The organism is Fluviicola taffensis DSM 16823, from assembly GCF_000194605.1.
Lineage (GTDB): Bacteria > Bacteroidota > Bacteroidia > Flavobacteriales_D > Crocinitomicaceae > Fluviicola > Fluviicola taffensis.
The window spans coordinates 3,271,593-3,291,965 of sequence record NC_015321.1; the positions used below are offsets into that span (position 1 = coordinate 3,271,593).

15 protein-coding genes are annotated in these 20,373 nt (G+C 36.7%); 6 read left to right on the forward strand and 9 right to left on the reverse strand.

Features of this window, described 5'->3' with window-relative positions; translation table 11 throughout:
- Window position 1: 1 nt before the first annotated feature.
- From FLUTA_RS14245 to lpxK, 6 genes are all read right to left on the reverse strand, one after another.
- Window positions 2-760, reverse strand: coding sequence for a UDP-2,3-diacylglucosamine diphosphatase (locus FLUTA_RS14245; protein WP_013687591.1), 759 nt, complete (start codon window positions 758-760; stop codon window positions 2-4).
- 1 nt (window position 761) lies between these two features.
- Window positions 762-1,868, reverse strand: coding sequence for a TlpA family protein disulfide reductase (locus FLUTA_RS21865; RefSeq protein ID WP_245545447.1), 1,107 nt, complete (start codon window positions 1,866-1,868; stop codon window positions 762-764).
- A gap of 131 nt (window positions 1,869-1,999) precedes the next feature.
- A complete protein-coding gene (locus tag FLUTA_RS20925) occupies window positions 2,000-3,175 on the reverse strand; it encodes a TlpA family protein disulfide reductase (protein WP_013687593.1) in 1,176 nt (391 codons plus the stop codon).
- Complete coding sequence (gene gatB / locus FLUTA_RS14260) at window positions 3,175-4,635, reverse strand: Asp-tRNA(Asn)/Glu-tRNA(Gln) amidotransferase subunit GatB (RefSeq protein WP_013687594.1); 1,461 nt, start codon at window positions 4,633-4,635, stop codon at window positions 3,175-3,177. Before gatB ends, FLUTA_RS20925 begins: the two co-directional genes overlap by 1 nt.
- 85 nt (window positions 4,636-4,720) lie before the next feature.
- Complete coding sequence (locus FLUTA_RS14265) at window positions 4,721-5,536, reverse strand: purine-nucleoside phosphorylase (RefSeq protein WP_013687595.1); 816 nt, start codon at window positions 5,534-5,536, stop codon at window positions 4,721-4,723.
- Window positions 5,505-6,545 carry a tetraacyldisaccharide 4'-kinase gene (gene lpxK, locus FLUTA_RS14270; RefSeq protein WP_013687596.1) on the reverse strand — a complete coding sequence of 347 codons (1,041 nt, stop codon included), beginning with the start codon at window positions 6,543-6,545 and terminating at the stop codon, window positions 5,505-5,507. The genes FLUTA_RS14265 and lpxK overlap by 32 nt, the downstream gene beginning before the upstream one ends.
- A gap of 157 nt (window positions 6,546-6,702) precedes the next feature.
- On the opposite strand from lpxK, the gene FLUTA_RS14275 reads away from it, so the two are divergent.
- The 6 genes from FLUTA_RS14275 (at window position 6,703) to bshB1 (ending at window position 14,745) form a co-directional block, all read left to right on the forward strand.
- A complete protein-coding gene (locus tag FLUTA_RS14275) occupies window positions 6,703-7,686 on the forward strand; it encodes a glycosyltransferase family 2 protein (protein WP_013687597.1) in 984 nt (327 codons plus the stop codon).
- A gap of 594 nt (window positions 7,687-8,280) precedes the next feature.
- Window positions 8,281-9,375: a Nif3-like dinuclear metal center hexameric protein gene (locus tag FLUTA_RS14285; protein ID WP_013687599.1), complete on the forward strand. Its 1,095-nt coding sequence runs from the start codon at window positions 8,281-8,283 to the stop codon at window positions 9,373-9,375.
- A gap of 3 nt (window positions 9,376-9,378) precedes the next feature.
- Complete coding sequence (locus FLUTA_RS14290; protein ID WP_013687600.1) at window positions 9,379-10,131, forward strand: zinc ribbon domain-containing protein; 753 nt, start codon at window positions 9,379-9,381, stop codon at window positions 10,129-10,131.
- A gap of 233 nt (window positions 10,132-10,364) precedes the next feature.
- Entirely contained in the window at window positions 10,365-13,568 is a 3,204-nt protein-coding gene (locus FLUTA_RS14295; RefSeq protein WP_013687601.1) for a cytochrome c biogenesis protein, read from the forward strand.
- Entirely contained in the window at window positions 13,565-14,029 is a 465-nt protein-coding gene (locus tag FLUTA_RS14300) for a glutathione peroxidase (protein ID WP_013687602.1), read from the forward strand. The genes FLUTA_RS14295 and FLUTA_RS14300 overlap by 4 nt, the downstream gene beginning before the upstream one ends.
- Window positions 14,026-14,745, forward strand: a complete 720-nt coding sequence (bshB1, locus tag FLUTA_RS14305) for a bacillithiol biosynthesis deacetylase BshB1 (RefSeq protein ID WP_013687603.1) — start codon at window positions 14,026-14,028, stop codon at window positions 14,743-14,745. Before FLUTA_RS14300 ends, bshB1 begins: the two co-directional genes overlap by 4 nt.
- On the opposite strand, the gene FLUTA_RS14310 is transcribed toward bshB1, so the two are convergent.
- From FLUTA_RS14310 to FLUTA_RS14320, 3 genes are all read right to left on the reverse strand, one after another.
- Complete coding sequence (locus FLUTA_RS14310) at window positions 14,728-15,261, reverse strand: NADPH-dependent FMN reductase (protein ID WP_013687604.1); 534 nt, start codon at window positions 15,259-15,261, stop codon at window positions 14,728-14,730. The two genes, bshB1 and FLUTA_RS14310, sit on opposite strands and share 18 nt — an antisense overlap.
- 198 nt (window positions 15,262-15,459) lie before the next feature.
- Window positions 15,460-17,085 carry a T9SS type A sorting domain-containing protein gene (locus tag FLUTA_RS14315; protein WP_013687605.1) on the reverse strand — a complete coding sequence of 542 codons (1,626 nt, stop codon included), beginning with the start codon at window positions 17,083-17,085 and terminating at the stop codon, window positions 15,460-15,462.
- Between the two features lie 281 nt (window positions 17,086-17,366).
- Entirely contained in the window at window positions 17,367-20,321 is a 2,955-nt protein-coding gene (locus FLUTA_RS14320) for a TonB-dependent receptor (RefSeq protein ID WP_013687606.1), read from the reverse strand.
- Window positions 20,322-20,373: the final 52 nt, after the last annotated feature.

Consider the following 20,373-nt stretch of genomic DNA (forward strand, 5'->3'; position numbering starts at 1 on the left):
ATTAGGAATTCCATTCCAACAATTTTGTCTCAAACCCATCAAATACCGCATAGGTATTGTAATTAATCCATTCACCTAAATTGATGTAAACAGCTCGCTCATTAATCTGAATCGTCATGGGAAGATGACGGTGACCAAAAATGTAATAATCTTGTGGTGCTTTCAGTTCTTCTTCTTTGCAATATTGAACCAGCCATTCATTTTCTTCGCCTAAAAATGTACTATCAGAATCACCTGTTGCAATTCTACTTTTTCGCGAAAAATAATTGGCAAGACCAATTCCAAAGTTAGGATGAAGGCGTGCAAACATCCATTGAGACCATCTTGCTGCAAAAACCTTCTTTATAAACTTGTATCCACAATCTCCAGGGCCTAAACCATCTCCATGTCCAATAATGATTTTTTTGTCGTTAAATACCCTTGAAATGGGCTCACGAAAGATTTTCACACCTAGTTCCTTTTCGAAATAGTCAAACATCCACATATCGTGGTTGCCTGTAAAGAAATAAACTGGAATTCCCGAATCAACTAATTGGGCAATTTTTCCCTGAATACGCACAAAACCTTTTGGGATCGCATGCTTGTATTCAAACCAGAAATCGAAGATATCGCCAACAAGATAGATTTCAAATGCATCTTGCTCAATGTAATTCAACCAATCAATGATTCGTTTCTCACGTTCCAAGCTTGTTTTTCCAACTGGAACTCCCAAATGGAAGTCCGAGGCAAAATAAATTTTCTTTCCTGTTGGAATTTCCATCTTAGAATCCAAAGATGGTTTTAAGAGCTTGTTCTAATTCAACACCTCTTAATTTTGTGTCAATGACATTTCCATTTTTATCAATCAAAACGGTAAATGGAATAGAAGAAACTTGATACGCTTTAGCCACTTCATTCGACCAATATTTTAAATCAGAAACATGGTTTGGCCAAATCAATCCGTCTTTTTCAATGGCAGCAAGCCAAGGAGCCTTGTCTTTATCCAGAGAAACACTCATTACTGTAAATCCAGCGTCTTTGTATTTTTTGTACAAAGCAACCACATTTGGGTTTTCTTTTCTACAAGGTCCACACCATGAAGCCCAAAAATCAAGTAAAACAACTTTTCCTTTTAAATCAGACAATGATATTGGTTTTCCATTGACATCATTTTGAGTGAAATCGGGTGCTGGTTTTCCAGAAGCTAAAAAGTTTTGTTTGTCTTTTTGCGCTTTCAATTGCTCTAAGCTTGTTTTTGCATTTTGAACACTTGGCGAAGTCGGAAAAGAAGTTAGTAATTGACCAACAACAGCTTCATAAATACTTAATTCTTTATCTGGATCTAAGGTTGCAACAACAGGTAAAAGTGCTGCTGAATTGGCATTTTCAGCGATAAATTTTTGACGATATGAAGTGAACTTGAAATATTCCGCTTGGTAATACTTGTTGATGGCGTCTTGGTTTTCAGGAGTCGTTTTCATGGCGTTCATTGCAGAATCTTTCTTCTGATTGAAATACTGCATTTGACCAACAAACTGGTTTAAAGCGACACTTTCATCTGAACCTGTAATGGTATGAAATGCATTGATATTATTTCCATCAGCATTGATTCTAAGTGAAGAACCTTCCTTTAGAATAATATTGATATGTTGTTGCCCCAACCGCAATACATAATAATCAGAGACAGGAACTGTACCTTTTAAAGTGTAATTTCCTTTCTTGTCCAATTTCCCTTTCACATAATCCACATAATGCGATCCGTAGAATTGAGAAATTTTAATGCTGTCTCCATTTGTGTTGAAGATGTTTCCACTCACTTCGACATTTGCAGGGTTTTGCCCGAAAGCAATACTTGATAATAGTGTTAAAAAAAGAATGAGTTGTTTCATAATTATGTTCATTTTAACTTGTTATTGTATCTGTTTCCAAAGCTGCAATAAGGTTTTGTTTATTGAAAGCGATTTTTGTTTTATGACTGCACTAAAACTAGTCTGTCATGAATCAAAAGCTTCGCTTTCTTTTATTTTTTTGCTAGTTGTTCTATCAATTTTTGTTCCAAAGCTGGGCCTCTTAATCCAACTCCAACAATATTACCTTCTCTATTCAATAAAACGGTATGAGGAATTCCTTGAATCCCGTAAGCTTGAACAAGTGGAGTTTGCCATCCCATTAAGTCAGAAACATGATTTGACCAAAACAAACCATCTTTATCGATAGCAGATTTCCATGCCGCTGGATCTTGATCTAAAGAAACAGAATAGATTTCAAAACCTTGTCCGCGATACTTTTTGTAGAGGCGAACTACATTTGGATTTTCTTTTCTACAAGGTGCGCACCAAGAAGCCCAAAAATCAATCAATACTACTTTTCCTTTTAAATTGGATAAGCGCAATTCTGATCCAGTTGGATTTTTAAGTGCAATTTCAGGAGCAGTCACTGTACCTGAGCTGTATTGAATATAACTTTGGTATTGAGCGTCAATTGCTGCTACTTGCTGTGCTAAAAGACCTGTCATTGGGGATTCAGGATAATTGCGTTGAAAAGCCGTTTCTACTTTTCTCAAAGCATCTAAATTTTTCGGATCCCAATCTGCAAAACCACTTTCTGGTGAAGGCATAATTAAGTTTACCAAAATCAGATTTACGGGATTTTTCGGATCTTTATTGATTTGAGTCTTCGAGAAGTTGACAATCGGTTTTTTCAATTGAGCAAACATTGCTAATTGCTTGGTTTGATCTTTAATAGTTGGCATAATCTCCATTTGCTTTTTCGCAAAATCGCTGAAAAGTGCCATGTATTTAGTCAAAGGTTTTGCCCATTGCGTTCCAGAAAAAACAGGTTCAATGGCAAAATTGTCTTTTGTAGCCTGCAATCCAATTTGGTCATTGATATCTATCGGAATAACAACAGCATTTTTTCCACTTTCACCCAAAGACAAGGAATAAATTCCCATTCCCGGAATATTCCCATCCAATTCAAAGTTTCCTGATCCATCGGTCATTGTTTCTGCAACATCAATAACTCCTTCTTGAGATTGAGCTTGAATTTTTAGTTTTTCATTTGCAGCTCCTTTTATTTGACCTTCGATGTGAAAGTTGTTGACTAATCCAGTTTCCTCGTTGATATTATCATCTCCACAAGCTGAAACAAGGAATAATCCTGAAAAAAGAGCAATTAAAAAGGGATATCGAATCATTAATTTTTTTGAATTAATTCGCGCAATAGCGCATTTGTAGTTTTTGGATCAGCCTTTCCTCCAGAAGCTTTCATGATTTGTCCCATGAAAAATCCAGTTAATTGATTTTCTCCAGCTTTAAAACGAGAAAACTCGCTCGGATGTTGCTCGAAAACGCTCAAAATAACTTCTTTTAACGAATCAGTATTGGATTCCTGAATGATATTTAATGAGATAGCCAACTCTTCTAAGTTCGAATCTGGTTTTTCAATCAATGCAGGGAATAGCTTTTGAGCAGCTGCAGAATTGGAAACTTTTCCACTTTCAATTAAGTTGATAATTCCAGCAATTTGTTTTGCTGAAATTGGCAAATCTTCTATTTCTAAACCATTTTGATTGAGGTAAGATTTGACTTCGCCCATGATCCAGTTTGCCGCCGATTTGTAGTTTTTTGTGTTTGAAATAACTTCTTCAAAGAACAAGGCAATGGATTTAGAGTCGGTCAAAATTCCCGCATCATAATCAGAAAGCTTTAAATCTTGCGTATATTTCGCATGCAATTCTCTTGGAAGAGCTGGCATTTTCGATTTTACCTGATTCACATATATTGCATCTACAACAATTGGTTGTAAATCAGGCTCAGGAAAGTAGCGGTAATCATTTGCAGCTTCTTTGCTACGCATAGAAATTGTAATTCCCTTCAATGCATCAAAACTGCGTGTTTCTTGTGAAATGGTTTCTCCTTTTTCAACTGCAGCAATCTGACGATCAACCTCAAATTCAATCGCACGTTGTACATTACGAATAGAATTCATGTTTTTTACTTCGACCTTCGTACCGAATTCTGGTGCGCCTTTCAATCGAACAGATACATTGGCGTCACAGCGTAAAGAACCTTCTTCCATGTTTCCATCACAAATATCCAAGTAACGAACCAAACGGCGAACTTCCGTCAAATAGCTATAAGCTTCTTGACTAGAGCGAATCTCAGGTTCTGAAACGATTTCCAAAAGGGGAGTTCCAGCGCGATTCAAATCTACCAAAGTATCGTACAAATCAACATCGTGAATTGATTTTCCAGCATCTTCTTCCATGTGAATGCGTGTTAAACCAATTGTTTTTTCTTGATTGTCCTCTGTTTTGATTACAATTGATCCTCCTGTACAAATTGGAGTAGTGTCTTGCGTAATCTGATATCCTTTCGGAAGATCGGGGTAGAAATAATTTTTCCGAGCAAAATGCTGGTGCTCCGCAATCGTACAACCCAAAGCCAAACCTAGCTTTACTGCATATTCGATTGTTTTTTTGTTCATCACAGGCAATGTTCCTGGATGTCCCAAAGTAATCACACTCACATTCGTATTTGGCGCAGCGCCATATTCATTAATATCCGAAGAATATGCTTTGGTTTTGGTCAGCAACTGAGCGTGAACCTCTAATCCAATAACAACTTCGTATTTATCTCTTATTTCTGTATCCATTTTTATAGACTTGAGACATTAGACTTGAGACATTAGACAAAGAACCCATCAAGTCTTTTGTCTAGCGTCTACAGTCTTAAATCTTTTATATTTTTGAAATCAACTCACGCATAATCAAGGTCATTTTAGGCTCTTGTCTGCTTGCTACATCAATAACATCTTGTAAACTTACTTTTTGAATTTTCCCTGGAACTCCTAAATCTGTAATGATTGAGATTGCGAAACACGGGATTTCCATATGACGTGCAACGATTACTTCAGGAATAGTCGACATTCCAACGGCATCTGCTCCAATTGCACGAACATATCCGTATTCAGCGGGAGTTTCCAATGTAGGACCAGTCAATGCAGCGTAAGTTCCAACGGAAACTTTGATGTTGTTATCTGTAGCAATTTTTTTAGCTACTTCAATCATAGAATGATCATAAGGCTCACTCATATCTGGGAAACGAGGGCCTAATTCATCAATGTTTTTACCAATCAAAGGATGTGCTGGGAACAAATTGATGTGGTCATTCAAAATCATAATTTCACCTACTTCGAAATCTGGATTTACACCTCCAGAAGCATTACTTACAAACAAACGCTCAATTCCTAGTAATTTCATCACACGAACTGGGAAAGTAACTTGTTGCATGTTATACCCTTCGTAGAAATGGAAACGTCCTTGCATAGCAACAACTTGTTTTCCACCTAGATTTCCAAAAATCAATTTTCCAGAATGACTTTCTACTGTTGAAATGGGAAAGTGAGGAATCTGATCGTAAGGAATCTCGTCAATTACTTCAATTTCTTTTACCAATCCGCCCAATCCAGTTCCTAGGATAATTCCAATGCTTGGTTTAATTTGCGTTTTGCTGTTGATATACTCAGCAGCTTGTTTCATTTGCTCTAACAACATAATTTTTCAGTAAATCTTTAAAATGTGCTTCTCTATCTATTTTCAGTGATATGTTTTGTACGAAAAATGGGATTCCGCTTTGCAAAATTTGATCTTTCCACTCTGCAAAACGAACGGCATCTTTTTCTGTCGTAACTACCACACATCGTTGGTTTGCAAAAGTAGCAACTTTTTGCTGAATTTGCTGAATATCGAGATGAGTAAAAGCGTGATGATCGGGAAATTTGAGTGATTCAACTTTGTGGTTTTCAGCTAAAAAACGATATAGTGGTTCAGGTTGGGCAATTCCAGTGACCAAAAGAATTTGATCGACAGGTTCCCAAATTTCTCCAAACAAGCCAGTTAAGTCACCATAAATCACTTCACTAAAGAAAATAAACTCTTTTGCTAGTGGAATTTTTTGGTAAAAATTCGTTTTGAAATTTTCAGAGAGATTGGAAGGACATTTTGTAACAACTACAATATCTGATCGCTTCATTCCAGCTCTTGGTTCTCTCAAATTCCCTGCTGGAAAAACGAAATCGCTAAAAATAGGTCGGTCGTAAGTCATTAACAAGATATTTAATCCCGATTTTACAGCTCTGTGTTGAAACGCATCATCGAGTAAAATCAATGAATTTGAGGTGTTTTCTCGAATCCAGTCTACTCCAATTTGTCGTTTTTCGGAAACTACCACTGGAATTTGTTGATTAAAATTGGTCCAATACATCATCGGTTCATCGCCCAATTCACTCGCTGTACTTGTTGCATTTGCAATGAATAATCCCTGTGTTTTTCTACCATAACCTCTAGAAAGAATAACCGTTTTTTTTTCTTCGAATAATTTAGCGATATACGCTGTGAGTGGCGATTTTCCAGTGCCTCCAACTGTAATGTTTCCAATGCAGATAGAAGCTCCAGGGATTTGCTTGGATTTAAAAATTCCGATGTTGTAAAACCAATTCCGCAAACTCACAACTAGCCCGTAAAGCCAAGAGAAAGGAATAAGAAGCAAGCGGAATTTTTCCATGAGGGTAAAGATAATAGAATTCGAAGAAGCTAAAACTTGAAGTAAGCTCACATTATAAACTATATAACCTTTCGTGTTCCTGCGCCAACGCCGCAGCTAAGGCGTAAGCGTTCCGTGCAGTTACGTGGGGGGAAATAAAAAAACATAAATTTGCTCAATGGCTCTGATTTCGATTCTTACTCCGTACCGCAATGCTGAAAAGTACATCCGGGAAACTGCTTTGTCTATTTTAGCGCAAACGCACACCGATTGGGAGTGGATTTTGGTGAATGATCACAGCATTGAGAACGAACTGGAAGCAATTGCTGATTTGTTAAATGATCCAAGAATCAAATTACTTGAAAATAGCGGAAAAGGAATTGTGGATGCGCTTTGTACAGCTTTTGAGCATTCCAGTGGAGAATACATTACCCGCATGGATGCCGATGATGTGATGCCTGATTTCAAACTAGCCGAATTTGCGAAATTCTTTGAGAATGGAAAATCACAAATAGTAACTGGAAAAGTGACCTACTTTTCACAAACTGAATCCATTTCTTCGGGTTACTTGGCCTATGAAAAGTGGTTGAATGAGCGGATTGATAATCAAGATTTTTTGGCGCATATTTATCGTGAATGTTCAGTTGCCTCTGCAAATTGGATGATGCGTAAATCTGATTTGGAAAACTGTGGAGGTTTCGATGGACTTCGATATCCAGAGGATTACGATTTATTATTCCGGTGGTATGAAGCGGGTTATTCGATTAAAGGATTGGATTTAGTAACTCATTTGTGGCGCGATCACGATTTGCGAACTTCCAAAACAAGTGAAAATTATCAGCAAAAGGCATTTTTTTCTCTGAAAGTTAATCGCTTTATTGAGTTGGATTGGGATCCAGATCTCCAATTGATTGTCAACGGGACAGGGCAGAAGGGACGTTTAACGGCGAAAATTCTACTTGAAAAGAACGTTTCGTTTGTTTGGGTTTCTCATGAAGCTGAAAAATTTACGAGGGGTGTTTTTGGACATCCGATTGTTGGGCTAAATGGTCTTTCAAATTGCTATCAGGCACAAATTTTAAATACGACCTTGCTTCCAGAACTCGAATTAAAAGCATTCTATGGAAAAGTAATTTCTAAAATCTATTTTTATCAGTTGTAAAATTCTATTTCCATGCTAGAATCCCAGAAAAAAGATCTGGAAGAAACTCTTGTCTGATAATTGGATTGCTGGAATACTCAAACTGTGCAGAAAAACAGTAGTTGATCTGGTCAAAATCATTACAATAATAAGGAGTGTCAAGGTCTGAAAGTAGTAAGATTTTTTTCTCTTTTGATGTTTGACGATTGGTTTGAACTGATTAAAATGAAAGCTTCGTGATTTGATGAGTTGAAACAAATAAATCAGAGTCGCTAATAAGAGCACATAAACAGGAATGCAAATGAAGTTTCTTGCAAAAGACCAGAGTTCTATTTGAGGCAATAATTTTAACAGGTAGTTTAGTTCGTTAAATAGATTGGTATTTGTGAATGCTAGAATAACCCAAAGTAGTGCGAGGGTGATAACTGACAATTGTTTTTTGTTCATCTTTTAGTACTTCTAATCAATATATTTTTTACCCAGATTTTAGGAGGATTTGAATTAGTCCTTTTTGATTGTTTCGGTTACGTCATCTTAATGTTTGCCTTAACCAGATCTTTCTCCTCGATAGACTCACACTTTTTCTTATTTTTGATATTCAAAAGTAACTAGAATATGCAAGTTAAAGAGCTCGTTTCGTTTTTAAATCAAATAGCACCGTTTACCTATCAAGAATCCTATGACAATTCGGGATTGTTGGTTGGTGATTCAACTGCTGAAATCACAGGAGTGGTAGTTGCCTTGGATTGCATTGAATCAGTCATTGATGAAGCAATTTTGCATGGAGCGAATGTGGTTTTGACGCATCATCCCATCATTTTCAGGGGATTGAAACGAATTACAGGAGCAAATTATGTGGAAAGAACGGTTTTAAAAGCCATCAAAAACGAGATCAATTTAATTGCTATTCATACGAATTTGGACAATGTTCATTTTGGAGTGAATCACATCATTTCAGATAAATTGGGATTGACGAATGTAAAGATCTTAAATCCGAAAGCTGCTACCAATTATAAACTCGCTGTTTTTGCTCCCGAAACACATGCGAATTTAATCAGAGAATCCATGGCGAAAGCGGGTGCAGGCTACATTGGATCGTATGATTCGTGTAGTTTTACATCAAGTGGAGAAGGCCGATTCAGACCAGATTCGGATGCGGTTCCTTTTATTGGAAAAGCTGGAGAATTGGAAGTGGTGAAAGAAGTAAAAATCGAAGTCATTGTTTCCGAACATGCTGTTTCAGCGGTGTTGGAAGCAATGAAAGTTACGCATCCGTATGAAGAGATAGCTCATGATATAATCGGATTGACAAATACCAATGAATATATTGGAAGCGGAATGATTGGCCAGTTAGATCAAGAGATGGAAGTGATGGAATTTCTGAATTTTGTGAAAAAGACTTTTCATTGCGGAAGTATTCGCTATACAAATCCAACCAAGTCGATGGTGAAGACCATTGCTGTTTGCGGAGGGGCTGGAAGTTTTCTGTTGAAAGATGCCATTCGCGCAAAAGCAGACGTTTTTATTACGGGAGATTTTAAATACCACGAATTTTTTGATGCTGAAAACCACTTAATGATTGCTGATATTGGACATTTTGAGTCGGAACAATATACTTCTGAATGGTTAGTAGCGCAATTGAATAAAAAATTTACTACCTTTGCGGTTCGTTTAACGAGTGTAAATACGAATCCGATAAATTATCTCTAAAGTATGGCTGCAAAAGCAAGTACAAAAGAAACAACAGTTGCTGAAAAGTTGGACGCATTGTATGCGTTGCAAAAGATTGATTCTCAAATCGATAAAATTAGAACCGTACGTGGTGAATTGCCTTTGGAGGTGCAAGATTTGGAGGACGAGATCGAAGGGTTAGAGACTAGAATCAAGAACCTACAGGAAGAAGCGAAAGAAATGGATACTGAAGTTGCAGATCGTAAGATGGCAATGAAAGATGCTGACGCTGCTATTTTGAAGTTCAAGGATCAACAAAATAATGTACGTAACAATCGTGAATTCGAATCGTTGGCAAAAGAAATCGAATACCAAGAGTTGGAGATTAAATTGCACGATAAACGTATGAAAGAAACTAAAATCAAGATTACTTCTAAAAAAGAAGTGCTTGACGAAGCGAAAGAGCGTTTGGAAATGCGTAAAGGCGATTTGAAAGTGAAACAAGATGAGTTGAACGAAATCGTTGGTGAAACACAAAAAGAAGAAGAAGGATTGATCGCTCAGTCTGAGAAAGCAAAATCATTGATAGATTCTCGTTTAATTGCAGCTTACTCTCGTTTGCGTGAGAATGCGAAAAACGGATTAGCTGTTGTTGGTGTTGACCGTGATTCTTGTGGAGGATGTTTTAATAAAATTCCACCACAACGTCAATTAGATATTGATACACGTAGAAAAGTAATTGTTTGCGAACATTGCGGAAGAATTTTAGTTCCTTCAGAAGTAATTGAGGAATAAATAAACACAATATTTGTTAAAAAAGGGACGGTTTTCGTCCCTTTTTTGGTTTTTACAATTAGCCTGAAATAGCCTGATATAATTGTTTTAGAACAGATTAATTCCTGCAATAAAGATCCTCAAAGCATCATTCGTAATTCGCAATTAGGTATTCGTAATTCACTTGTTATTTTGAGCTGAAAACCCAAACGAATCCGTATTTTTGCACCAGAAAATTATCAATCCGTTTTCACATGGAAAAACTAGCAAAAGGACTTTTCTCGATGAGAGCAATGGCAATGGGATTATTCATCTTCCTAACTGCAATTGCAATAGCAACATTCATTGAGTCGTACGAAACTACTCAAGCAGCCAAGCTTTGGGTTTACAATGCTAAATGGTTTGAATTGCTATTAGCTTTCTTGAGTGTGAATTTAATTGCGAATATTTTCCGCTACCAAATGTGGAGACGAGAGAAAATTGCTGTGCTACTTTTCCATATTTCGTTTATCGTTATTATTCTTGGAGCATGGATTACACGTTATGTAAGTTATGAAGGAATGATGATGATTCGGGAAGGTGAATCATCGAATGTTGTTTATACATCAGATCCGTATTTATGGGTGAATGTGAATGACGGGAAGAAGTATCAACTGACAGACCATGTAAAAACTTTTTTGGCTGAATCTTATCCATTTAATTCTGCAAACTTAGATATCGAATTTCCAGGTCATAAAAACCAGGTTACGATGGAATACGTTGATTTTAAATCGAAGCAGATTGATACCATTAAAATTGATTCAAAATACAAAACAAGTGCTTTGGATATTGTGACCGACGGAATGAAATCCAATTATGTCATCAATGATGAAATTTTCTCCGTAAATGGTTTAAATATTGCTTTTTCAGAGCAATTGGTAAATGGAGTGAATGTTTACCGTAAGAATGACACTTTGCGGTTAAGACCAAATATGCCTTTGCAATACATTCCGATGAAGGAAATGCAAAAAGCGCGTCAAAGTGGAATTGCTCCACCAGATTCTGTTTTTGTGAAAGTTGCCCCAGGAGAAGAAGTTGTTTTTGCAACGACTACTTTGTATCAAATTGCTGGACAACAATTCGTGTTTAAGCAAGAGATTCCGAATGTTGGAAAGATATTAATGCCATCTGGAAAAAGAGATGTTGGTTCAGATTATTTAACCGTAAAAATTACAGATGGTTCCAAATCAAAGATTGTTCGCTTGCGAGGAGGTGAGAAAATGATCGGAGAGCCTGTTTTCTTCGAGTTTAATGGATTGAATTACCGAATGGAATACGGGATGAGACGAATCAAAATTCCATTCTATATGAAATGCAACGACTTTATGTTGGATCGTTATCCAGGTTCAGATATGCCTTCCTCATATTCAAGTGATTTACAGGTTTTAGATACTGCAAACAATGAATTTGGTACAAAGCACGTATTCATGAATCATGTATTGGATTATGGTGGTTATCGTTTCTTCCAATCTTCTTATGATGCAGATGAAAAAGGAACAATTTTGAGTGTAAATCACGATTTTTGGGGAACGAACGTAACGTATTTAGGATATTTAATGATGTTTATAGGAATGATTTTTAGTTTGTTTGCTCCAAGTTCCCGTTTTAGAGAGCTTTTATCCAATTTAAAAACTTCCAATGCTAAAAAGGCATTAAGTGTTCTATTTGCATTAAGTTCTGTATTTTCATTTGCTCAGGAATCACATGATCACGACCATAGCCATCATACCCATGAGCATTCACAAGAACAACCGATTACCGAATTTAAAAACCCAGTAGTTTATTTTATCTCAGAGGATCAAAGTGATGAATTGGCAAGTTTATTAGTTCAAGATAATAGAGGTCGGATTATTCCAATACATACACTATCTGATCAGCTTTTGCGAAAATTGTACAGAGCAAATAAATATCAAGACAGAAATGCTGTTCAAACGATTATAAGCATGCACATGTATCCAGATTATTGGATGAATGAAAAAGTGATCTTGGTTCCAGCAGCTTTATTTGAACAATACAATTTGACCCAGTATGTTTCCTTTAGAGAATTGACGGACGAAACTGGTAATTTCAAGTGGATTGATGATTACAATGTGGCTTTGCAAAAACCAGAATCACAGCAATCGGAGACTCAGAAGAAGCTTATTAAACTAGGAGAGAAGTATCAAGTGTTTGCAGGTGTTATTAATTGGAATTTCATGAAGATTATTCCATTAAAAGGAGATTCAGGAAACCGTTGGTTTATGCCTTTTAATCAGGAATTGATGCAAAAAGATAGCCTTACGAGTCGTTTAGCTTTGAGCTATATTAGTTCTTTGAATGATGCTGCAAAATCGAATAATAATTTTAAGAAATCTGCCAACTTATTGAATGATTTGAAGCAGCAGCAACGGAAATTAGCTCCAGTATCAATTCTTCCAACTGAGTCTCATGTTAAAATGGAAGTGTTGTACAATAAAATGCAAATTTTCAAGAATTGTGAGTATTCTTATTTGTTAATCGGTTTGATTTTAATGATTGTATTTTTTATTCGAGTATTGTTCAATCCTTCGGATAAATCAGAAAAGCGTTATATGACTATTCGTAAAGTGCTTGTTTTCTTTTTAGTTATTATTTTCTTGTATCATGGCGCTGGTTTAGGTATGAGATGGTACATTTCTGGTCATGCACCTTGGAGTGATGGATATGAGGCGGTTGTTTTTATTGCTTGGATCACCATGCTTGCAGGATTGATTTTCTCTCGTGCAAATGCGGGAATATTGGCTGGATCTGCCTTACTTGCAGCATTCATGATATTCGTTACTGAAATGAATTTATTGGATCCAGAAATTACAAACCTTCAACCTGTATTGAAAAGTTATTGGTTGATGATTCACGTAGCAATTATTACGAGCAGTTATGGTTTCTTAGGATTGGCTTGTATTTTGGGAATATTTAATATGATCTTGTATATTTTCCGAAGCCCATCCAATGGAGGCAGCGTTACCAAAAATATCAATGAATTAACCTACGTTTCTGAAATGACTATGACAGTTGGTTTATTTATGTTGACAATAGGAACATTCCTTGGAGGGATTTGGGCCAACGAATCTTGGGGAAGATATTGGGGCTGGGATCCGAAAGAAACGTGGGCTTTGGTTTCCGTTTTGGTTTATTCAATCGTTTTGCATTTTAGATTTATTCCTGGCTTAAAAGGGAAGTTTGCTTTCAACGTAGCAAGTATGTGGGGTTACGCGGCCATTTTGTTTACGTTCTTCGGGGTGAATTTTATCTTGGTGGGTTTACATTCTTACGCAAATGGAGATGGTTCTGTGAATTTGCCTGGATACGTTTGGATAATGATAGCTGGATTCTTAGTTGTTACAATTATTGCTGGAATTCGAAATAAGCAGTATCTTAAAGCTCAAAGAGAATTACTATGATATTGTATGATTTTTCCCTGAATCAGTTGAATGGAAATCCAATTGATTGGAATGACTTTCAAGGAAAGAAAGTTCTTTTGGTAAATGTTGCTTCGCAATGTGGTTTAACTCCTCAGTATACACAATTACAAGAGTTACAAGAAGAGTTTGGTGGAAATGACTTCGCGGTATTGGGAGTTCCTTGTAATGATTTTGCAGGACAAGAGCCTGGAACTTCTGAGGAAATCGCTGTATTTTGTTCTACAAATTATGGTGTGAGTTTTCCACTTTCTGAAAAAGTACATACGGTTGGAGAAGAGATTCACCCGATTTATAAATGGTTGAAAGATGAAACTGGGGCAGATGTGACTTGGAATTTTCAGAAGTTTTTGATTGATGAGGAAGGAAAAGTGACTGGTTTTTATTCTCCACAAACGGAACCTGCTGATTCGCACATTTTAGACTGGATCAAGAAATCATGAGCCAAATTGATATTCTAGCAATTGGAGCGCATCCGGATGATGTGGAGCTTTCAGCAGCAGGAACTTTGTTGAAACATCGTTCAATGGGTTTTACCACAGGAATCATTGATTTGACTCAGGGTGAATTAGGTTCTCGAGGTACGAAGGAAACACGTTACGAAGAGGCTCAGGCTGCTTCTGAAATTTTAGGTCTAACGGATCGCGTAAATTTGAAAATGGCAGATGGTTTTTTTGAACATTCGGAAGAGAACCTAAGATTGATTATTGAGCAAATTCGGAGGTTTAAACCACAAATTGTTTTATTGAATGCAGTTTCAGATCGTCATCCTGATCATGGAAAAGGAAGTAAGTTGGCTTCTGAAGCTTGCTTTTTAGCTGGATTGCGGAGAATAGAAACAAGCTGGGGTGGAGTTGCGCAAGAAGCACATCGACCAAAATTCGTGTATCACTACATTCAAGACCGCTACCTCAAACCAGATTTTGCAATTGATGTAACGGAGTTCGTAGAACAAAAATTTGACTCTATCAAAGCATACAAAACCCAGTTTTGGGATCCAAGTTCTTCTGAGCCTAAAACACCCATTTCTGGAGAAGAATTTTTTGAATTCTTGCGCGGTAGAATGGCCGAATTTGGACGTAGCATTGGTGTTCGCTACGCTGAAGGATATACAGTTGAACGATTAATTGGAGTAGATTCCTTATTGGATCTTCGCTAAGGTTTCTTTTACGTTTTCAATCAAATCGTTGAATTCTTTTGCCAATTCTTTATTGATAATGCCATCCTTGAAGTTGTCTCCAAAGCTTGGCAAGCTGAAATGACCTAGAATATTTGCTGTGTGGCGTGGAAAACGATTCAATGCAGCTTCTAGTGAGAATTTTGCACCCAATTTTCCAGGAGAAGTAGAAATCAACAACATTGGTTTTTCGTGAAAGACACTGTTATTTAATCTAGAACACCAATCTAAGGTGTTTTTGAAAGCCGCGGAATAACTTCCGTTGTGTTCTGTCATTGAGATTACTAGGAAGTCTGAATGTTCGATAATTTCATGAAGTTCGTGAGCTTCGTCAGGGAAACCATCTTCTTTTTCCTTGTCAACAGAAAATACTGGCATTTCGAAGTCATTTAAATCAATCATATTGACGTCACCTTCAAATTGGTGAGCGGCAAAGTGTGCAAATTGCTGATTGATAGAAGATTTACTGGTACTTGCTCCGAATGCTAATATTTTCATAGGTTTTGTTTTTTACGAAGGTAAGCATATTGAAAGGTTCAAACAAGTTCAAAAAGTTTAAAAGTTCAATTGGTTTGATTCCGATAACTATCGGAACTTTGAACGTTTTGTTTGAACCATTTGAACGAAAAAAGGGTTGTCAGCATCGGCTGACAACCCTTTTCTTTGCTATAAAACTAAACTAACAGAGAAAACTCGTTACTTAACAACACTCAATTTTACTGTTTTAACTGTATTACCTGATCTTACAACCGCGTAATACAATCCTTGAGCAAATGTTGCAGCATTGATTGTGAATTCATGTGTTCCAACTTCAGCATACTTTGTAGCTACAGTTTGGATAATTTGTCCATTTGAGTTCATGACAACTACTTCAATTTCGTCGTTTTGAGCTACATCAACAAATAAGCTTGCATCACCGTTTGTTGGGTTAGGATATAAAGACATTCCAACGATATCCGAAACCTCTTCGATACCTAATCCTGTACTCATTCCTGTGAAATCTGCACCTGATAAAAGTGGAGAACTTCCAGCTGGACGGTAGTCAGGAGTCAAATAGTTGTATGGTGTTGTCAAAATTCCTGCTGTAGAAGCAATTGAATCATTCATTCCAGCAGCAAACCAAGCTGTGATACCAAATGTACTAGTTGCACCTTTCTCAGTTACTTTCCCTGGAGTATTTCCAGCAACGATATTGTTTTTGAAAATGATCAAACCGCCAGTAGCATTCGCCTCACAAGCAGTTCCATCAATATGAATTCCAGTCATAAAGTCCATAAAAATAGAGTTACGGATATCTAACTGAGAATTACGACGGATACGAGCACCACGACGGAATTTAGGATCGATTGTATTTGAAGTACTTCCTCTGAATGGCCCGATTGCAGTTACATTCGAGAAAATAGCACTTGTAAAAGGTGAGTTTGTACTACCTGAAGCGTCATTATCTGATTCGAAACCTTCGGAAGTAGAAGAAGATGATTGGTCAGCGATATCTGGATCACGAACGATTAATGCAAATTGTACTTTTCCGTTGAAACCGTTGTCAGTATCAAAGTCATCATCCAATCCTCTGTAAGAGATAAGGTGTTTACAGTTTACACTTCCACCAAACCATTCGAATGAATCGTCATTCGAGAAAGAAACTTGAACGAAATCAACTTCTGTTTGAGAACCAACTGCTCCAAATGTAATTCCATTGATTTCTTTGTCTTGTTGGTAAGCATATCCAGGGAATTCTACGCGAACATATTTCAATACACCTGAATTATCAGTATTAACTGGAGTTGTAGCACCACCATATTCTGTGTCAGTAGATGAAGCGATACCTTCAATGAATCCAATACCACCTACTAAGTTAGTAGTCGCTTTACCCATAAGGATTATTCCTCCCCAGTCACCTGCCGAGCGAGATCCTGCTGGTTGATCAGATGTGAATACAATTGGACTAGTTGCTGTTCCTGCAGCGATTAATTTTGCACCTTTTGTAATAAACAATCCTGATCCAACAACTGCTTTAGAACCCATAATAATAGTTCCAGGCTCAATTGTTAAAGTAGCGTTGTTTTTTACATAGATTTGACCTTGCAACAAATACACATTTCCAGCTGTCCATGTTGTGTTTGTTGTAATGTTAGCTGTAATAGGGGTATTTGAAGTACCGTAATTCGTGTTTTGTGGATCCCAGTTAGCCCAGCTTCCAGACCACATTGCTGTTGGAGCAGGAGCGAAAGCTCCACGGTAAGTTGTTTCGTAAAAGTCTTGTCCAAATGCTGCTAAAGCACCCAAACCTGCAAAAATTGCACTTAAGTAAATTTTTTTCATTTTTCGTTTTTTTTTCTTGGTACAAAGTTGCTTCAACAACCTTGTTCTATCCTTTCTTTTAAGTTACGTTTCGAGTAAATAAATGTTAAGCGTATCTTAATTGAAGTATCCTTAAATTAACATTGACTCAATCGTTTTAGTAGGAACTAAAATAGTTTCAAAGCTTCATCCTTGGATGATTCAAAAGTTCAAAATAAATTTGCTTCAATTCCTTTGACTATTTTTTTGGAAACAAAAAAGCCACCCGATCACGGGTGGCCTCTCAGGCGTCTTTTGGATACTTACAATTTGATACTTATTGAAGCACTAAATGTTGTTCCGAAATTGGTGTTCCAAATTTCTCTATCAATTGATTTGTCGTAATTATTGTTGTTGTTTTTATCACCCACAAAAATGGTGTTAAAGAATGCATTCATTCCTTTTGCTGTTGATCTTTCTGTAGAGCTGTTTTGGTAAAAGATTTGATTCTGTGCCAAAATGTTCTGAATGTTTAGTTTAAATTGTGCGCGGCCTTTCCAGAATCCCTTTGTAATTTGCAGATCCAAAAAGGTGCGTGCTTGCTCCCAAAGATCTGGTTCGTATACATTTCCAACATAATAGATACGTTGTCCAACGCGGTTTACGTTTAATGAAACTCCCCATTGATAGCGTGAATTATCGTAACGAATACCAGCGTTGAAGACATAAGGAGATTGTCCTTGTAATGGTCTAGAATCTGTTGCACTTCCCACGACTGTAGAAACATCTACTTTTGAACGGATAATTGATAAGTTTGCGTAAACAGTAAACTTGTCAAAGAATGATGATGTGTCTAGCCCGAAAAGGTTAGAGATAAGGGTTCTTGCTTCCAATTCCAACCCATAATTTTGTGCAGTAGGTACGTTTTGATACGTAATCTCATTCGTTACATCAGCGCGCGATTTTTGCTCAATTGGGTTTTGGAAATTTTTGTAGAAAACTGTAGCAGAGAATAACTGACCTCTTCCTGGGAAAACCTCGTATCTCAAATCTAAATTATGAATCAATGCACGTTTCAATGTATCATTTCCTGAAATAACGAAGTTCGTTGAGAAATCGTAGAAGGCAAATGGAGCTAGTTCGCGATATTCTGGTCTGTTTAAAGTTTGCGAGTAGCTTAAACGAATGTTGGTACGTTTATTTGCTTCAAAAATACCATTGATTGAAGGGAGGAAATCTAATTTAGTTGTGCGGATTTTTAAATCAGATAAATTATCACGCAACGCATTCAGTTTTTGATCAAAATATTCTGCTCGAACTCCATAAATGAAACGGAATCGTTTACCAAATCGATTGTCAATTTGCAAATAAGCTGCATTTAACATTGATTGAGCATCGTAATTATCTGATGGTTTTGTATCATCTGTTAATTTGAATCCACCTTTTCCAGGATTTCCATTTTGTCCAGCTTCAATTAACCCCATGTTTTCAGGCGCAAAAATCTCATCTTCGGGTAAATACAAAAGATTGTTATCAAATTTCACATTTCCACCTGTTACCCCGTAGCGGGTATATCCTAACTGACGTGCTTCAAATTTTCTGGATCTAATCTGATTGTAAACGCCAATTTTAAATTCGCTTTTTATTTTTCCGAATAAATCTGTTGTATAGGATAAATCTACTCGTGCATTTGTGGAACTTTCCTTATTGTCAGAAAAAAACATTCCTCCACCAAAATTTTGTCCAGCATTTGTAAATGAAATACTTGCGCTGTACATGGTGTCTTTTGGATTTACTGGATCTTTTGGTTTTGAGTATGCTGATCTGCGTAAATTTGGAATGGAACGATAAATATTACTATATCCTGCCAACCAGTTTATTTTAAGTCCTTTTACTTTTAAACCATGTTGTCCTTCTAATTGTCCTGAATACACTTGATTTGAAGTGAACCAACGTGCACTATTACTTACAAGTGTTGGGTTTTGTAAAGGGTCATTTTCACCCGTTCTGGAAATTAATTTGTCTGTTGAATTGATACTATATATATTCTTAAAGCTAAGTGTATTCAATTCATTGATTTTTAGTGAGAAATTAGCAAGAGCTCCAGACAATGTTGTTGTCACATTATTTTTGTCGAAGTATTCGTATTGCAATTGGCTAGTTTCTAACGAATTTGGGTCATTCGCATTGAGATAACCTCGACGTGTTGTTTCATTGTAACTAAAACTTCTACTATAAGTCAAAGCAGCAATCATTCCGAATTCGCGCATTTTTCCAAATTTTTTATTGAATCCCCCAGATGCTTGAAGGTTTAGATTTGGCGAGAATTTACTTTCTGTTGTCTTCCAGTCGGTGCTGAATGTTTTTGCTAATTTTGCTTCATCGTGCATGCTTGTTGGGAAGTCTTTAAATGATGGAATCGAAGATGGTATTTTCCTGTTTCCGTCATCTATTCCTAACCAATCCATTTTTCCACCTTTATAACTAGTGCGGTCTTTGAATGTAGTAATGGTATTGTATCCTGTTCCAAGTTGAAAAGAGAAGAAGTTTTTTTCAGGGATACTTTTGGTGTTAATTTGAATTAATCCACCAGCAAATTCAGCAGGTTGTTCTGGTGTAGCAGATTTTGTAATTGTTAAATTGTCGAGCATATTAGAAGGAAATATGTCGAATGAAAATGCTTTTCGGTCACTTTCAGAACTTGGAAGTGGTGAACCATTTAAGAAAGCTGCGTTGTATCGATCGTTTAAACCTCTGATAACAGCAAATTTATTGTCTTGGATACTTGCTCCACTTACCATTTTTAAAACATCACTGGTATTGCTGGCAGTTGATCTAGCTATAGATTGGCTTGACATGACATCTCCAACACTTACAGCATTTTTTTGTTTCAAGGCCACACCTTGATCTGTATCTATAATTCTTTTTGCAGTTATGACTACTTCTACAATTGTATCCTCGTTTGGAGGAGTCATAACAACATCAATGTTTGTGATATTACCAGATTTCACTTCAATACCATTTATTATTTGAGTGGGCATTCCTGGATATACAATTCGAATGGAGTAGCTTCCTTTTTCTAACTTGTCGAAATTGTAAACACCTTCAATGTCTGAAAGTATTTTTTTTGTTTGTTCTACCAATTCAACTTGGGCTGAAGGTAAACCTTCACCTGTTTCAGAATCGATTACTTTTCCTTGAATAACTCCGTTATTTTTGTCTTGCCCAAATGCAAAACTTACAATCATTAATGAAACAACGGAAAGAAATATCTTCATAGCTTTAATTTTGCTACAAAGGAACTGCTGTCAGGTTATTCTAAATTAAGTG

Coding starts and splice junctions, on each gene's coding strand:
- FLUTA_RS21865 (WP_245545447.1), bottom strand. CDS start 1,868: ATGAAACAACTCATTCTTTTTTTAACACTATTATCAAGTATTGCTTTC.
- FLUTA_RS14275 (WP_013687597.1), top strand. CDS start 6,703: ATGGCTCTGATTTCGATTCTTACTCCGTACCGCAATGCTGAAAAGTAC.
- FLUTA_RS14310 (WP_013687604.1), bottom strand. CDS start 15,261: ATGAAAATATTAGCATTCGGAGCAAGTACCAGTAAATCTTCTATCAAT.
- lpxK (WP_013687596.1), bottom strand. CDS start 6,545: ATGGAAAAATTCCGCTTGCTTCTTATTCCTTTCTCTTGGCTTTACGGG.
- FLUTA_RS14320 (WP_013687606.1), bottom strand. CDS start 20,321: ATGAAGATATTTCTTTCCGTTGTTTCATTAATGATTGTAAGTTTTGCA.
- bshB1 (WP_013687603.1), top strand. CDS start 14,026: ATGAGCCAAATTGATATTCTAGCAATTGGAGCGCATCCGGATGATGTG.
- FLUTA_RS14245 (WP_013687591.1), bottom strand. CDS start 760: ATGGAAATTCCAACAGGAAAGAAAATTTATTTTGCCTCGGACTTCCAT.
- FLUTA_RS14295 (WP_013687601.1), top strand. CDS start 10,365: ATGGAAAAACTAGCAAAAGGACTTTTCTCGATGAGAGCAATGGCAATG.
- FLUTA_RS14290 (WP_013687600.1), top strand. CDS start 9,379: ATGGCTGCAAAAGCAAGTACAAAAGAAACAACAGTTGCTGAAAAGTTG.
- FLUTA_RS14315 (WP_013687605.1), bottom strand. CDS start 17,085: ATGAAAAAAATTTACTTAAGTGCAATTTTTGCAGGTTTGGGTGCTTTA.
- gatB (WP_013687594.1), bottom strand. CDS start 4,635: ATGGATACAGAAATAAGAGATAAATACGAAGTTGTTATTGGATTAGAG.
- FLUTA_RS14300 (WP_013687602.1), top strand. CDS start 13,565: ATGATATTGTATGATTTTTCCCTGAATCAGTTGAATGGAAATCCAATT.
- FLUTA_RS20925 (WP_013687593.1), bottom strand. CDS start 3,175: ATGATTCGATATCCCTTTTTAATTGCTCTTTTTTCAGGATTATTCCTT.
- FLUTA_RS14285 (WP_013687599.1), top strand. CDS start 8,281: ATGCAAGTTAAAGAGCTCGTTTCGTTTTTAAATCAAATAGCACCGTTT.
- FLUTA_RS14265 (WP_013687595.1), bottom strand. CDS start 5,536: ATGTTGTTAGAGCAAATGAAACAAGCTGCTGAGTATATCAACAGCAAA.